The organism is Kitasatospora sp. NPDC002965 (assembly GCF_040611255.1).
Classification (GTDB): Bacteria; Actinomycetota; Actinomycetes; order Streptomycetales; family Streptomycetaceae; genus Kitasatospora.
Genome location: NZ_JBEXNT010000185.1, coordinates 1 through 14,096, shown reverse-complemented (window position 1 = coordinate 14,096; position 14,096 = coordinate 1). Strand labels below are relative to the sequence as shown.

The 14,096-nt window shown below is 72.7% G+C and carries 15 protein-coding genes and 1 riboswitch; of the genes, 2 read left to right on the top strand and 13 right to left on the bottom strand.

Annotation, left to right across the window (positions count from 1 at the left end; all coding sequences use genetic code 11):
* Positions 1 to 85 precede the first annotated feature (85 nt).
* From carA to pyrR, 5 genes are read right to left on the bottom strand one after another with little or no spacing between them, the layout of a single operon-like run.
* The gene (carA, locus tag ABZY91_RS38695; protein ID WP_329882215.1) at positions 86 to 1,243 is read right to left on the bottom strand and encodes a glutamine-hydrolyzing carbamoyl-phosphate synthase small subunit; all 1,158 of its coding nucleotides are present in this window, start codon (positions 1,241 to 1,243) and stop codon (positions 86 to 88) included.
* Complete coding sequence (locus tag ABZY91_RS38690; RefSeq protein ID WP_329882216.1) at positions 1,240 to 1,803, bottom strand: hypothetical protein; 564 nt, start codon at positions 1,801 to 1,803, stop codon at positions 1,240 to 1,242. Before ABZY91_RS38690 ends, carA begins: the two co-directional genes overlap by 4 nt.
* Positions 1,800 to 3,104: a dihydroorotase gene (locus ABZY91_RS38685; RefSeq protein ID WP_355408517.1), complete on the bottom strand. Its 1,305-nt coding sequence runs from the start codon at positions 3,102 to 3,104 to the stop codon at positions 1,800 to 1,802. Before ABZY91_RS38685 ends, ABZY91_RS38690 begins: the two co-directional genes overlap by 4 nt.
* Positions 3,101 to 4,078 (bottom strand): aspartate carbamoyltransferase catalytic subunit, encoded by a 978-nt coding sequence (locus tag ABZY91_RS38680; protein ID WP_329882218.1) that lies wholly within the window; start codon positions 4,076 to 4,078, stop codon positions 3,101 to 3,103. Before ABZY91_RS38680 ends, ABZY91_RS38685 begins: the two co-directional genes overlap by 4 nt.
* A 5-nt stretch (positions 4,079 to 4,083) precedes the next feature.
* Positions 4,084 to 4,707 (bottom strand): bifunctional pyr operon transcriptional regulator/uracil phosphoribosyltransferase PyrR, encoded by a 624-nt coding sequence (pyrR, locus tag ABZY91_RS38675; protein WP_329949855.1) that lies wholly within the window; start codon positions 4,705 to 4,707, stop codon positions 4,084 to 4,086.
* A 328-nt stretch (positions 4,708 to 5,035) separates the two neighbouring features.
* Here pyrR and ABZY91_RS38670 point away from each other — a divergent pair, with 328 nt between their 5' ends.
* Positions 5,036 to 5,539, top strand: coding sequence for a transcriptional regulator (locus tag ABZY91_RS38670; protein ID WP_045692870.1), 504 nt, complete (start codon positions 5,036 to 5,038; stop codon positions 5,537 to 5,539).
* A gap of 215 nt (positions 5,540 to 5,754) precedes the next feature.
* Here the strand turns inward: ABZY91_RS38670 and ABZY91_RS38665 are convergent, their stop codons facing one another.
* From ABZY91_RS38665 to ABZY91_RS38640, 6 genes are all read right to left on the bottom strand, one after another.
* Positions 5,755 to 6,714, bottom strand: a complete 960-nt coding sequence (locus tag ABZY91_RS38665) for a hypothetical protein (protein WP_355408514.1) — start codon at positions 6,712 to 6,714, stop codon at positions 5,755 to 5,757.
* 329 nt (positions 6,715 to 7,043) lie between these two features.
* Positions 7,044 to 7,889 carry a thioesterase family protein gene (locus tag ABZY91_RS38660; RefSeq protein WP_355408512.1) on the bottom strand — a complete coding sequence of 282 codons (846 nt, stop codon included), beginning with the start codon at positions 7,887 to 7,889 and terminating at the stop codon, positions 7,044 to 7,046.
* A 161-nt stretch (positions 7,890 to 8,050) separates the two neighbouring features.
* Positions 8,051 to 8,488 (bottom strand): transcription antitermination factor NusB, encoded by a 438-nt coding sequence (gene nusB, locus ABZY91_RS38655; RefSeq protein ID WP_329882223.1) that lies wholly within the window; start codon positions 8,486 to 8,488, stop codon positions 8,051 to 8,053.
* Between the two features lie 4 nt (positions 8,489 to 8,492).
* On the bottom strand, positions 8,493 to 9,056 hold the full coding sequence (gene efp / locus ABZY91_RS38650; protein ID WP_329882225.1) for an elongation factor P: 564 nt from the start codon (positions 9,054 to 9,056) through the stop codon (positions 8,493 to 8,495).
* A gap of 55 nt (positions 9,057 to 9,111) precedes the next feature.
* A complete protein-coding gene (locus tag ABZY91_RS38645; RefSeq protein ID WP_355408509.1) occupies positions 9,112 to 10,218 on the bottom strand; it encodes an aminopeptidase P family protein in 1,107 nt (368 codons plus the stop codon).
* A 118-nt stretch (positions 10,219 to 10,336) separates the two neighbouring features.
* A complete protein-coding gene (locus tag ABZY91_RS38640) occupies positions 10,337 to 11,497 on the bottom strand; it encodes a HoxN/HupN/NixA family nickel/cobalt transporter (protein WP_355408519.1) in 1,161 nt (386 codons plus the stop codon).
* Between the two features lie 31 nt (positions 11,498 to 11,528).
* Positions 11,529 to 11,719, bottom strand: a riboswitch (cobalamin riboswitch).
* A gap of 81 nt (positions 11,720 to 11,800) precedes the next feature.
* On the opposite strand from ABZY91_RS38640, the gene ABZY91_RS38635 reads away from it, so the two are divergent.
* The gene (locus tag ABZY91_RS38635) at positions 11,801 to 12,220 is read left to right on the top strand and encodes a metalloregulator ArsR/SmtB family transcription factor (protein WP_355408507.1); all 420 of its coding nucleotides are present in this window, start codon (positions 11,801 to 11,803) and stop codon (positions 12,218 to 12,220) included.
* Between the two features lie 116 nt (positions 12,221 to 12,336).
* Here ABZY91_RS38635 and ABZY91_RS38630 read toward each other — a convergent pair whose 3' ends face one another.
* Positions 12,337 to 13,146 carry a DNA-formamidopyrimidine glycosylase family protein gene (locus ABZY91_RS38630; protein WP_355408505.1) on the bottom strand — a complete coding sequence of 270 codons (810 nt, stop codon included), beginning with the start codon at positions 13,144 to 13,146 and terminating at the stop codon, positions 12,337 to 12,339.
* 139 nt (positions 13,147 to 13,285) lie between these two features.
* A complete protein-coding gene (locus ABZY91_RS38625) occupies positions 13,286 to 13,990 on the bottom strand; it encodes an AAA family ATPase (RefSeq protein ID WP_355408503.1) in 705 nt (234 codons plus the stop codon).
* Between the last annotated feature and the right edge of the window lie 106 nt (positions 13,991 to 14,096).

Sequence of the window (14,096 nt, the reverse complement as noted above, 5' to 3'; positions counted from 1 at the left end):
CGTACCCGAGTAGTCGAACTCCGCCGCCTGACCGATCACGATCGGGCCGGAACCGATCACCAGAACGGACTTGATGTCACTGCGCTTAGGCACGCTGGCCCTCCATGAGCTTCACGAAGCGGTCGAACAGGTAGGCGGCGTCGTGCGGACCCGCTGCCGCTTCAGGGTGGTACTGCACGCTGAAGGCGGGGACGTCCAGGGCCTGGAGGCCCTCGACCACGTCGTCGTTGAGGCAGACGTGGGAGACCTCGACGCGCCCGAAGGGGGTGTCGCTCACCTTGTCCAGCGGTGCGTTCACGGCGAAGCCGTGGTTGTGCGCCGTGACCTCGACCTTGCCGGTGGTGCGGTCCTGCACCGGCTGGTTGATGCCGCGGTGGCCGTACTTGAGCTTGTACGTGCCGAAGCCCAGCGCGCGGCCGAGGATCTGGTTGCCGAAGCAGATCCCGAAGAACGGGGTCCTGCGCTCCAGCACCGCCTGCGCCACGGCGACCTGGTGGTCGGCGGTGGCCGGGTCGCCCGGGCCGTTGGAGAAGAAGACGCCGTCGGGGTTGACGGCGTAGACGTCCTCGACGGTCGAGTTCGCCGGCAGCACGTGCACCTCGATGCCGCGCTCGGCCATCCGCTGCGGGGTCATCGCCTTGATGCCGAGGTCCAGCGCGGCGACGGTGAAGCGCTTCTCACCGATCGCCGGGACCACGTACGACTCGGTCGTGGCGACCTCGGCGCACAGGTCGGCGCCCTTCATCTCGGCCGAGGACTGCACCCGGCCGAGCAGCTCGGCCTGGTCGGCCAGCGCCTCGCCGGAGAAGATCCCGCAGCGCATGGCGCCGCGCTCGCGCAGGTGGCGGGTGAGCGCCCGGGTGTCGATGCCGCTGATGCCGACGACGCCCTGTCGGACGAGCTCCTCGTCGAGCGGGCGGAGCGAGCGCCAGTTGGACGCGACGCGGGCGGGGTCGCGGACGACGTACCCGGCGACCCAGATCTGCTTGGACTCGTCGTCCTCGTCGTTCCAGCCGGTGTTGCCGATCTGCGGGGCGGTCATCACGACCACCTGGCGGTGGTACGACGGGTCGGTGAGGGTCTCCTGGTAGCCGGACATGCCGGTGTTGAAGACCGCCTCGCCGAAGGTCTCGCCGGTCGCACCGTAGGCCTCGCCGCGGAAGGTCCGGCCGTCCTCCAGGACGAGCACGGCGGGAATACGCTCCCGCCGTTGGCGCTGCGTGGTGGGGGCAGGTGCGGTCATTGCGCGGCCTCTTCCGTCTTCGTGGTCGTACGTGTGGCAAATCGAGCGATCGCCTCGACCCAGGCGGCGTGCTCGTCGGGGTGGTCGAACCGGAACCCGGAGTCCAGCTCGGTGCCCTCGTGCGTCCAGGAGACGACGAGGAGTCCGGACGGGACGACCTTGCCGGCTATCCCGGAGTCCGTACGGGCACCGGTCAGGTGGTCGGCGGGGATCCAGAAGTCGACGTCGCCGGGGCGCTGCACCAGCAGGCCGTTCGCGCCGAGGGTCAGGTCGGCGCGGCTGCGGGTGCCCAGGCCGTGCGCGACGACCCGGTCGAGCCAGTTCCCGGCGGTGGTGCTGCCGTGGTACCGGCCGCTGGTCTCCAGGATGGTCCGGCCGGCGCGCTCCGGCACGGCGGGCAGCGGCGGGATGCCGGACTGCAGCGTGCGGCGCCAGTTCCAGCCCTGGCGCATCAGCCAGTAGACGAGGCTGATCACCAGGAGCAGACCGATCGCCCAGCCGATGTAGCCGGGCCAGTTGGTGACCCTGGCCTGTTCCTGGGCCAGCAGGGCGGAGGTCACGCGAGCCCGCCCTGCTCGACCAGCTCGCCGGCCAGCACGGTCGCGGTGCCGCGCAGGAAGGTGGCGTGCACCCGTCCGGGCAGGTCGAGGCCCCGGTAGGGCGTGTTCCGGGAGCGGGTGGCGAAGCTGTCGGGATTCACGGCACCACGGTACGCGGGATCGAAGAGCACCAGGTTGGCGGGCTCACCCACCGAGATCGGCCGGCCGTGCCCGGCCAGGCGGCCGATCCGGGCCGGGCGGTGCGACATCCGGTCGGCGACGCCCTCCCAGTTCAGCAGGCCGGTCTCGACCATGGTCTGCTGGACGACCGACAGCGCGGTCTCCAGGCCGACCATGCCCATCGCGGCCACGGCCCACTCGCAGTCCTTGTCCTCGGACGGGTGCGGCGCGTGGTCGGTGGCGACGGCGTCGATGGTGCCGTCGGCGAGCGCCTTGCGCAGCGCCTGGACGTCCTCGGCGGTGCGCAGCGGCGGGTTGACCTTGTACACCGGGTCGTAGGAGCGGACCAGCTCGTCGGTGAGCAGCAGGTGGTGCGGGGTCACCTCGGCGGTGACGTCCCAGCCCTTGGCCTTCGCCCAGCGGACGATCTCGACCGATCCGGCGGTGGAGACGTGGCAGACGTGCAGCCGGGAGCCGACGTGCGCGGCGAGCAGCACGTCGCGGGCGATGATCGCCTCCTCGGCGACGGCGGGCCAGCCGCCCAGGCCGAGCTCGCCGGAGACCTGGCCCTCGTTCATCTGGGCGCCCTCGGTCAGGCGCGGCTCCTGGGCGTGCTGGGCGACGACGCCGTCGAAGGCCTTCACGTACTCCAGGGCGCGGCGCATGATCACGGCGTCGTCGACGCACTTGCCGTCGTCGGAGAAGACCCGGACACCGGCCGCGGAGTCGTGCATCGCGCCGAGCTCGGCGAGCTTCTTGCCCTCCAGGCCGACGGTGACGGCGCCGACCGGCTGCACGTCGCAGTAGCCGGACTCCTGGCCGAGCCGCCAGACCTGCTCGACCACGCCGGCGGTGTCGGCCACCGGGAAGGTGTTGGCCATGGCGTGGACGGCGGTGAAGCCGCCCTTGGCGGCGGCCTGGGTGCCGGTGAGGACGGTCTCGGCGTCCTCGCGGCCGGGCTCCCGCAGGTGGGTGTGCAGATCGACCAGGCCGGGCAGGGCGATCAGCCCGCCGGCGTCGATCTCGATGTCGACCTCGGCGTCGAGGCCGGTGCCGATCGCCTGGACGATGCCGTCGGCGAGGTGGAGGTCCTGCGGGGCACCGCCGAGGATCTGGGCGTTGCGGATCAGGTAGGTGGTCACTGAGCAGTCTCCACGGAGTCGGTGCGGGGGGCGTCGTTGAGGGTGGCTCCGCCGAGCAGCAGGTAGAGCACGGCCATCCGGATGGAGACGCCGTTGGCGACCTGCTCGACGACGGTGCAGCGCGGCGAGTCGGCGACCTCGGCGGTGATCTCCATGCCGCGGACCATCGGGCCGGGGTGCATGACGATGGCGTGCCCGGGCAGCTGGGCCATCCGGGCTCCGTTGAGGCCGTAGCGGCGGCTGTACTCGCGCTCGGTCGGGAAGAAGGCGGCGTTCATCCGCTCGCGCTGCACCCGGAGCATCATCACGGCGTCCGACTTGGGGAGCACGCTCTCCAGGTCGTAGCTGACCTCGCAGGGCCAGTTCTCGATGCCGATCGGCAGCAGCGTCGGCGGGGCGACGAAGGTGACGTGGGCGCCGAGCGTGGTCAGCAGGTGCACGTTGGAGCGGGCGACCCGGCTGTGCAGGATGTCGCCGACGATGGTCACCCGGCGGCCCGCGAGGTCGTGGCCGTGGCCCGGGTTGAGGTGGCGGCGCATGGTGAACGCGTCGAGCAGCGCCTGGGTGGGGTGCTCGTGGGTGCCGTCACCGGCGTTGATCACGCTGCCGTGCAGCCAGTCGGACTGGGCGAGGCGGGCCGGCGCGCCGGAGGCGTGGTGCCGGATGACGACCGCGTCGGCGCCCATGGCCTGCAGGGTGAGCGCGGTGTCCTTGAGGCTCTCGCCCTTGGAGACGGACGAGCCCTTGGCGGAGAAGTTGATGACGTCGGCGGAGAGCCGCTTCTCGGCGGCCTCGAAGGAGGTCTTGGTCCGGGTCGAGTCCTCGAAGAAGAGGTTGACGACCGTCCGGCCGCGGAGCGTGGGCAGCTTCTTGACGGCCCGACCGGAGAGCTGGGCCAGCTCCTCGGCGGTGTCCAGAATGAGCAGCGCGTCGTCGCGGGTGAGATCGGCGGCGGAGACGAGGTGGCGCTTCACGCGGGCTACTCCGGGAGGTGCGGTGCGGACGGCTGGGCGGCCAGGGCCTGCGAGGAGCGGGCCGCGAAGTCGCGGTCCCCGACCAGGACGGCGTCCACGCCGTCGCGGTCGGCGAGCCGCACCTGGACGGCCTCGCGCAGCGAGGTGGGCAGGTTCTTGCCCACGTAGTCGGCGCGGATCGGCAGCTCGCGGTGGCCGCGGTCGACCAGGACGGCGAGCTGGACGGCGCGCGGCCGGCCGATGTCGTTGAGCGCGTCGAGCGCGGCCCGGATGGTGCGGCCGGAGAAGAGCACGTCGTCGACGAGGATGACGAGTCTGCCGTCGATGCCGCCGGGCGGGATCTCGGTGTGCTCCAGGGCGCGGGCGGGCTTCAGCCGCAGGTCGTCCCGGTACATGGTGATGTCCAGGGTGCCGAGCGGGATGTCGCGTCCGGTGATCTGGGCCAGCCGGGTGTGCAGGCGCTTGGCGAGGTGGACGCCCCTGGTGTGGATGCCGAGCAGCACGACGTCCTCGGCGCCCTTGGCGCGTTCGACGATCTCGTGCGCTATCCGGGTGACGACCCGGGCGATGTCCGTGCCGTCCAGCACCTGGTGCGGCGGTCGCGGAGCGGTCTCGTGGTGTGCGGTCATGCCGAAGCGGACCTCCTTCCCCGCCTCACGGGACGGGTCTTAAAGGATGTCTGGAAGGGCCCCGCCGACGTGGCGTGGCCTCGGTTCATCGTATCAGCGCGGCCGCCGGCTAACCGACGGCCATCATTCCGCTTCTCCGGGTTCACGCGCCGGACGCACGGCTGATGCGGGCCATTCGCACGACTGCCCCATTCGGCTTGACGCAACTACCTCACTCTACGTAACCTCACAGTGAGTTACGAGATGGGCGTCGAACCTACCGGTAGCGACGCCGGCAATCGCCCGTGACCCACCACTGAACGCGAAGCAATCTCGTCCGGGGAGATCAATGTCCAGCGACTACGCGAAGCAGCTCGGAGGCAAGCTCCGAGCCATCCGCACTCAGCAGGGGCTCTCCCTGCACGGTGTCGAGGAGAAGTCCCAGGGGCGCTGGAAGGCAGTCGTCGTCGGCTCGTACGAGCGCGGCGACCGTGCGGTCACCGTGCAGCGGCTGGCCGAACTGGCGGAGTTCTACGGGGTCCCGGTGCAGGAGCTGCTGCCCGGCGGGACGCCCGGCGGTGCGGCGGAGCCGCCGCCGCGCCTGGTCCTCGACCTGGAGAGACTGACCCAGGTCCCGTCCGAAAAGGCCGGTCCGCTGCAGCGTTACGCGGCGACCATCCAGAGCCAGCGCGGCGACTACAACGGCAAGGTGCTGTCGATCCGCCAGGACGATCTGCGCACCCTCGCCGTGATCTACGACCAGTCGCCGTCGATCCTCACCGAGCAGCTGATCTCCTGGGGTGTGCTCAACCCCGACGCGCGCCGCGCGGTGCGCGAGGAGGAGGCGGGCTGAGGCTCGCCGCACCGTCTCCCGCCGCCGCGGGAGACCGGAAGTACCCGAAGCAGCGGCCGGGTCAGTACCCAGCAGAAACGTCACGGCGCGGCTCCCCTTCCGGGAGCCGCGCCGCGGCGCGTCCTCGGCGACCCCGCACCGGCCGCCCCGGCTTCCCGCCCCGCCGGCCCGCCGCTCCCCCGGCGGACCTCTCGGCGGACCGCTCGGCAGACCACTCAGCAGACCGTCTCCAGCCGGTAGCCCGGCTCCGCGGCCACCCCGTCCAGCCGGACCGGGCCGCCCGCCGGCGCCCACACCCGGCCCTCGCTCGCCCAGGCCCAGGCCGTCGGCCGGTACTCCCCGCAGGACGCCGCAGAGCCCTGCGCGCCGTGCAGCACGGCCAGGGCCGGCAGCTCGCGGGCCAGCCCCGTGCAGAGCACCGCGCAGAGCAGCTCCAGGTCCTCGTCGTTGATCCGCACCACACCGTCCTCCCACTGGAGGACCCGGGCCGCCGCGGTGAGCCGCCCGCCGGGCGCGTCCACCGCGAGGCGCAGTTCGTAGACCCCGCTGCCGGCGCCGAGCAGCATCCGGCGGAACACCTCGGCGCCGCGCTCGTAGGCCGCCCGCACCACCTCGTCGCGCTCCCCGTACAGCCCGCCGTCGAGCAGGAGGTCGGCATGGCGCAGCGTCAGCCCGTTCTCCCGGGCCCGGACCAGCCGGGGGACGTAGTCGCCGACCAGCTCCTCACCCTGGTAGGCCAGGAGCTGGGTCTGCAGCGGCGGGTTGACGAGGTACCGGTCGCGGGCGGCCGGCTCGGCCGGGTCGAGCCCGTGCAGCAGACAGAAGTCGGCGAAGTCCTGCGGGTGGAACATCCGGGCCCGGACGGTGTCGAAGCGGCGCCGGGCCTCGGCGAGCAGTTCGGCGGTCTCGTGCAGGTACTGCTCGTGGTCCGGGGCGTCGGAGAGCTGCCAGGCGCGGGCCCGCTCGAAGTCGGCCGCGCTGGCCAGTACGCCGATGACGAAGGCCTGGCCTCCGTTGTCGGCCCGGTGCCGGTCGCGTCCCTCGATCCGCTCGTGCCCCTCGGTCCGCTCCGCCCGGTCCGCCCGCTCGGCCCGCTCGTACCGGGAGCGCGCCCGCGGCCGGGGACCGGCGGCGGTGCAGTCGGGGGTGCGGCGGGCGCGGCCGTTGCGGCTCATCGGGACTCCTCGGGCGGGCGGGCGGCGGTCGGGTCGGCGGCGGGGGTCGCCGCCGACCGTTGTCCTCCCCAACCCCGCGTGGCGCACACGTACGGCGTGTCACAGGACTGTAACCGAGGGTGAATCGGGTGTTTGGAGTCACGCACGGTTGTGCGGACGGGCCGTCACGCCCCGCGCATCCGGCTCACGCGCCGTCGCTCGGTCACGCCTCGTACTGGCCCGATCACTCCGGGCTCAGGAGAACCGGCGCACTCGACCGGCCTCGCGCCTGCCTGCCCACTCCGCACGCCGGGCGCTCCGACACGACCGCGCGCCCGTCCCGTGCAGCCTCACGCCTGGCGCGGCACCCGGGCCAACTGGCGGGACTGCGCGACCAGTCGGCCGGCCTCGTCCCAGACCTCGGCGTCCTCCTCGAAGTACCCGCCGGCCAGGTTCCGGGTGGCGTGCACGACCCGCAGCCACCCCGGAACGGGCTTGGCCCGCAGGTGCACGGTCAGTTCGACGGTCGGCGCCCAGCCCGGCATGCCGAGGTCGAAGGTGACCGGCGGCAGCGCGTCGGCGACCAGCAGGAGGAGCAGCGGGTCGGGCTCGCGCCCGTCGGCGAGCCGGAACCATCCCTGGATCCGCCCCTCCCCCGACGGCTGACCGAGCGCCCAGCCGATGGTGGACGGGTCGAGCCGCATGTCGAACCGCTCCAACAGGGCGGCCTGCGCGATGAGTTCCTTGGGCGCGTGCTCGACGCCGACGCACTGGTCCGGCGGCGGCAGCTGGGGCGGCCGGGCGCTGGTGCGCACCTCGCCCTCGATCGCGGCGAGGTCGCCGTGGGTGGCGATCACCCGCAGCCGCTCGACGCCGTCCTGGCTGAGCGAGGCGGTGCCGGTGGAGAGCGAGCGGCCGGTGCGGATCACCTCGGTCCGGACGGTGGCCGGGCCGGGCGTGGAGGCGGAGAGGTAGTAACCGCTGATCGAGACCGGGTCGGCGTGGTCGGCGCTCTCCGGGCGGGAGCCGTGCTCCAGCGCGAGCGCGTGGCCGGCCACCGCGAGAAGCAGTCCGCCGTTGACGCCGCCGCCGATCTGCCAGCCGGCGCCGAGTTCACCGTCGTACCGGCCGGACTCGTCCGGATGCGGGGTCAGCGCGATGCCCTGGTCGAACTCGCTGCGGATCGCCGTGGTCATGGGGGGTGGCCTGCCCTTCGCTGCGGGGTCGCCGACGGGCGTGGGCCGCCGGCGCACCGGGTTACTGGCGAGTAGGGCACCAACATACGCCACCACGGGAGAACGCACGACGGCCGTCGGACCGTTCCCGGTCCGACGGCCGTCGGTGACGTGGGGAGCCGCTACCGGCGGATGCCGGGCTTCAGCTCCATGAAGCGGGCGAGCAGGCCGTTGACGAAGGCCGGGGAGTCGTCCGTGGAGAACTCCTTGGCGATCTCGACCGCCTCGTCCAGGACGACCGCGTCAGGGACGCCGTCCTCCCAGATCAGCTCATACGCGCCGAGCCGCAGGACGTTGCGGTCCACGATCGGCATCCGGTCGAGCGTCCAGCCGACCGAGTACTGCGAGATCAGCTCGTCGATGCGGCGGGCGTACTGGACGTAGCCCTCGACCAGCTCCATCGTGTACTCGCCCACCTGCGGGGTGCCCTCGTCCGGCTTGGGCTCCCGGGCCCGGGCCACCCAGTCGGCGAGGACCGTCAGCGGGTCGACCCCACGGTGGTCGGCCTCGAACAGGATCTGGAAGGCTCGCGTGCGGGCCTTGGTGCGTGCGGACGACACGGACTTACTTCACCCGGCCGAGGTAGCTGCCGTCGCGGGTGTCGACCTTGATCTTCTCGCCGGTGACGATGAAGAGCGGAACGGCGATCTCGGCGCCGGTCTCCAGCGTGGCCGGCTTGGAGCCACCGGTGGAGCGGTCGCCCTGCACGCCCGGCTCGGTGTGCGAGATGAGCAGCTCGACCGAGGCCGGCAGCTCGATGTACAGGGGGGCGCCCTCGTACATGGCGACCAGGGCCTCGAAGCCCTCCAGCAGGTACTTGGAGGCGTCGCCGACGACGGCCGGCTCGACCGGGATCTGGTCGTAGGTGTCCGTGTCCATGAACACGAAGTTCTCGCCGTCCTTGTACGAGAACTGCATGCCACGCTTGTCGACGTTGGCGGTCTCGACCTTGGTACCGGCGTTGAAGGTCTTGTCGACGACCTTGCCCGTCAGGACCTCCTTGAGCTTGGTGCGCACGAAGGCCGGGCCCTTGCCGGGCTTGACGTGCTGGAACTCGACGACGGACCAGAGCTTGCCGCCCTCCAGCTTGAGGACCATGCCGTTCTTGAGATCGTTCGTGGAAGCCACGGGCGCACTTACTCCTGGATATAGCTGTCAAGGAACCAAGGGGTTGCGTCCTGGGTCACAGGGCGAGGAGCTCCTTGGTGGTGATGGTGAGCAGCTCGGGCCCGCCCTCCTCAAGGGGGCGCACCACGAGCGTGTCCTCGATCCGGACGCCTCCCCGGCCCGGGAGGTGGACTCCTGGACCGACGGTGACCGGCACGCGGCTGTCCAGTTTACCCATGTCCGAGGGACCGAGGCGCGGCGCCTCCCGGATCTCCAGACCGATGCCGTGACCGACCGGGCGCGGAGAGGTCTCGGTGTGCCCCGCCGCCTTGAGGATCTCCCGCACGGCCCGGTCGGGCACACACTGCTCGACGCCCGGTCCGAGCGCCTCCCGGCCGGCCCGCTGGGCGCGGAACACCAGCCGGTGCAGCTCCACCTGCCAGGGCGCGGGGGCCGCTCCGATCACGAAGGTCCGGGCCGTCGACACCCCGTACCCGCGGTACCGCGCGCCGAGCACCACGGTCAGGAAGTCGCCCTCCTCCACCCTCCGGTCAGTGGGCTGGTGCGCCTGCTGGCCCGAGTGGCTGCCGGTGCCGACCGAGACCGGGAAGGCCGCCCGGTCCGCGCCGTGGTCGATCATCCGGCGTTCGAGCTCCATCGCCAGGTGCCGCTCGGTCCGGCCGACCAGGATCGACTCCAGCAGCTCGCCGAGCGCCTGGTCGGCGATCTCGGCCGCGATCCGCAGGTCGGCGATCTCGTGCTCGTCCTTCACCACCCGCAGCCGCTCCACCGCCTGGCCCAGGTCGTCGAGCCGCGCCCCCTCGGCCAGTCCCGCCACCGCCCGGTGCCGGGTGACGGTCAGGTCGTGCTCCTCGACCGCCAGCTTTCCCACCCGCAGCCCCGCCACGGAGGCGGCGGCGGCCAGCGCGGTGTCGGCGCCCGCCGCGACCGGCACCTGGGTGACGTCCGGGGCGATCAGGTGCTCCCCCGTGTCGTCCGGCGGCAGGTCGTCCGGCAGTGTCAGCAGCACCTGATCCCGGGTGAGCAGCAGCGTCGCGCCGCACGGCGGGCACCCGGTCAGGTACCGCACGTTCGCCGCCCTGGTGATCAGCGCCGCGTCGGCCCCGGTCGCACTGCAGTGCTCCCGCAACCGCTCCCGCCGGCCCGCGTACGCATCAGACATGGGTCGAGCGTACGAACCCGCACCCCGATCCGCCCGCCGAACGCCCCCACCCGGGCACGCGGACGGCGCCCGCCGGACCCGTGGGGACGTCCGGCGGGCGCCGCCCGGTCCCGCGTGGCTACGAGCCGTCGCCGGCCGGTTCGACGACCGGTCCGGCGGCCGGCACCGGCCGGACCGCCTGCGGGCTCCACTTCCGCTCGACACCCGCCAGCCGCCAGTACGCGATGGCCGCGGCCCAGACCACCACGAACAGCGCGACGATCGCGTAGCCGACGTTGTCCAGCGAGATCTCCGCGACCCAGCCGCTCACCGGGTCGGTGAGGTCGAGCTTCTCGTGCAGCACCCCGACCAGCTCGATCGTCCCGATGATGAACGCCACCGCGATCGACAGCCCGGTGATGGTCAGGTTGTAGTACACCTTCCGCACCGGGTTGGAGAACGCCCACTGGTAGGCGAAGTTCATGAACGTGCCGTCCAGCGTGTCGAACAGGCTCATCCCGGCCGCGAACAGCAGCGGCAGGCAGATGATCGCGTACCAGGGCAGGCCGGAGGCGGCGCCGGAGCCGGCCATCACCATCAGCGACACCTCGGTCGCGGTGTCGAAGCCCAGGCCCAGCACCATGCCGACCGGGAACATCTGCCCCGGCCGGGTGATCGAACGGGTCGCCCGGTTGAGCACCCGGGCCAGGAGGCCCCGCGCGTTCAGGTGCTCCTCCAGCTCGGCCTCGTCGTACCGCCCGGCGCGCATCGAGCGGAACACCTTGAGGATGCCGAACAGCGCGGCCAGGTTGAGCGCGCCGATCAGGTAGAGGAAGACGCCGGAGGCCGAGGTGCCGACCACGCCCAGCCACTGGTGGGTGGTGGACTCGTCGTCCATCAGCGTGCCGGCGAGCTGGGCGCCGCCCGCGACCAGGGCCGCCATCAGCACGACCATCGAGGAGTGCCCGAGGGCGAACCAGAAGCCCACCGAGACCGGCCGCTTGCCGTCCGCCATGAGCTTGCGGGTGGTGTTGTCGATCACCGCGATGTGGTCGGCGTCGAAGGCGTGCCGCATACCGAGGGTGTAGGCGGTGATGCCCAGGCCCACCCCGAAGACCTGGGTTCCGACCTCGTACTTCTCCGGCGCGACCAGGAAGATCAGGGTGCCGAAGGCCACCACGTGCATGGCCAGGATCACGCCCATCAGGCCGGCCGTGCGGAGGGTGTCCGCCCGTCTCCAGCGGAAGGTCGGCAGGGCGGTGGACACTGCGGGATCGGCGGCGGTCTCGGGCAGGGTCATCGTGGGATCACGCTCCAGCACCTCGTGGAAATACTTCGTGAGATGCCGTGGCCGGTCTCCTGGCTTACGGGCTTCCGTACCCGCCTTCCCAGGTGCGCGAGGCACCCAGTGGCGTCGTGGGCACGGACGACTCCCCCGATCACAGTGGCGAGGGCCGCTCCGGACTGGGACCTCTGGGGTCCTCCACCGGTCTTCCCGAGCACCACGGCGGGGATCAACGTAGAGGTCCCCGAACACCCGTGCAAGGCTGCGCACCTGCGCAGGTGTCAAGGATCACAGGTCGCCGGCTGCAAGAATGCGGGCATGCATCTCGTACCGGCCGACCGCGCGGGCCATCGCACCATCGACGGACACCGGGTCTGCGAGGCGATCGCGGCGATCGGCGACACCGGCCACGTCCGCGCCTGGGCCGAGCGGTTCTCCCTGCTCGCCGACCCCGGGCGGCTCTCCCTGCTGCTCGCCCTGCACCGGGCCGGTCCCCTGGCCGTCAGCGACCTGGCGGTCGCCACCGGCATGCGCGACCCGGCCGTCTCGCAGGCACTGCGCCTGCTGCGCACCGCCGCCGTGGTGGCCGGGGAGAAGGACGGACGTGTGGTGCGCTACCGGCTTGTGGACGAGGCCATGCGCCCCCTGCTCGACGAGTGCGCCGGTGACGAGCACGTCGAGTTCCCCGACCACCCGGCCGACGGGGTGGAGCCCGGGAGCGCCGCCGCGGCCGGCTGACCGACCGGCCGGGCAGGGGGGCAACCCCGGGTCGGCACCCCGGGCGACGGCCGGGCGGCACCCGGTCGGCTGCCGGGCGGCTCCGCCCCGGAGCCCCCGTCACCTGCCCGGAACGGCTACGCCCGCTGGCAGGACGGGCACCAGAAGAGGTTCCGCGCCGCGTGCTCCTCGGTCCGGACGTCGGTGCCGCAGACCAGACACGGCATCGCGGCCCGCCGGTACACGTAGACCTCGCCGCCGTGGTCGTCCACGCGCGGCGGGCGGCCCATCGCCTCCGGGGTGTGCTCCGGCCGGACGGTGTCGATCCGGCCCGCGCCGACACCCTCGTGCATCAGCGCGACCAGGTCCGTCCAGATCGCGTCCCACTCGGCGCGGCGAAGGTCGCGGCCGGCCCGGTGCGGGTCGATGCCGTGCCGGAACAGCACCTCGGCGCGGTAGACGTTGCCGACCCCCGCCAGCACCTTCTGGTCCATCAGCAGCGCCGCGACCGTCGTCCGGCTGCCGGATATCCGCCGCCAGGCGAGCTCCGGATCGGCATCGCCCCGCAGGGGGTCGGGGCCGAGCCGGGCGGCGACGGCCGCCTTCTCCGCACCGGTGATCAGCGCGCAGGTGTTGGGACCGCGGAGGTCGGCGAAGTGGTCGTCGTTCTCCAGACGCAGCCGGACCAGGCCGACCGGCACCGGAGCGGGCCCGTCGCCGAAGGTGAAGCCGCCGTACAGCCCGAGGTGGACGTGCACCCACGCGTCGTCCGCGAAGCCGAGGAACAGGTGCTTCCCGGTGGCCTCCGCCGCGACCAGCTCCCGGCCGTCGATCAGCGCGGCGCTGTCGGTGAACCGGCCCTGCGGACTGCTGGCGCGGACCGGACGGCCGCCGAAGGCCCGGTGGTTCTCGGCGGCGAGACGGTGGATGATGTGGCCTTCCGGCACGGGCGCGGCTCCCCCCGGTGGTTCGATCAGGACCCGTCCATCATCGCAGTCGGCACCGACAGGCCGGCCGCGACGACGGAGGGCCGCACGGTCGGAAGGCCGCACGGAGCGGAGGACCGGGACCGGCCGGACGGGCCGCTCAGCGCACCGGGATGCCCAGCAGCCGGGCCAGGATCACCCGGTCCAGCTCGGCGGCGGTCGCCGCGACGTCCAGGTGGGAGTTGTCGATGATCGGCAGCCCGGAGTTGTACCAGCCGGCCATCCGGCCGTGGATCCGGGCCACCTCCTCGTCCCCGAGCCGCCGGTTGCCGCCCCGCCGGGCGTTGCGGCTGAGCACCGAGTCCAGGCTGGGCAGCAGCACCACCGGGATCATGCCGGGCCCGATGTGCCGCTTCCAGCCGCCGAGGCCGATCGCCGGGCGGTCGGGGAAGACCGCGTCGTCGATGATGCAGGAGATGCCGTTGGCGAGGTAGTTGCGGCAGGCGAAGCCGCACGTCCGGCGGGCCAGCCGGTACTGCGCCTCGGAGGCGTTGTTCCAGCCGGACTGCGGGTTGGCGAAGCCGGACTGCACCCACTCGCGGACGTCGTCGAGGCTGATGTGCGCGGTCGGGCTGGGGCGCCGCTCGGCCCAGTGCCGCGCGACGGTGGTCTTGCCCGCCCCGGCAGGGCCGATCAGCAGGACCGCGATCGGGCCGGAGGGCGCGTGCGGCTGCGGCGGGTGCGCCGGGAGCTGGACGGGCGAGCCGGAGGGCAGCAGGAAGTGCCCGGTGGCGCCGGCCGGCACCGGGGCCGGGGCGGGGGCCAGCCGCACGGGCGGCGGACCTGAGGGTCCCGGGGCGGGCACGGAGGCCGGGCCGGGGTCGGCAGCGACATCCGCCGGGCGATCTCCCCGCACATCTGAGACCGGCGCCACAGCTCCACCGCACCCGCAGTGCACACCGCACCACCCC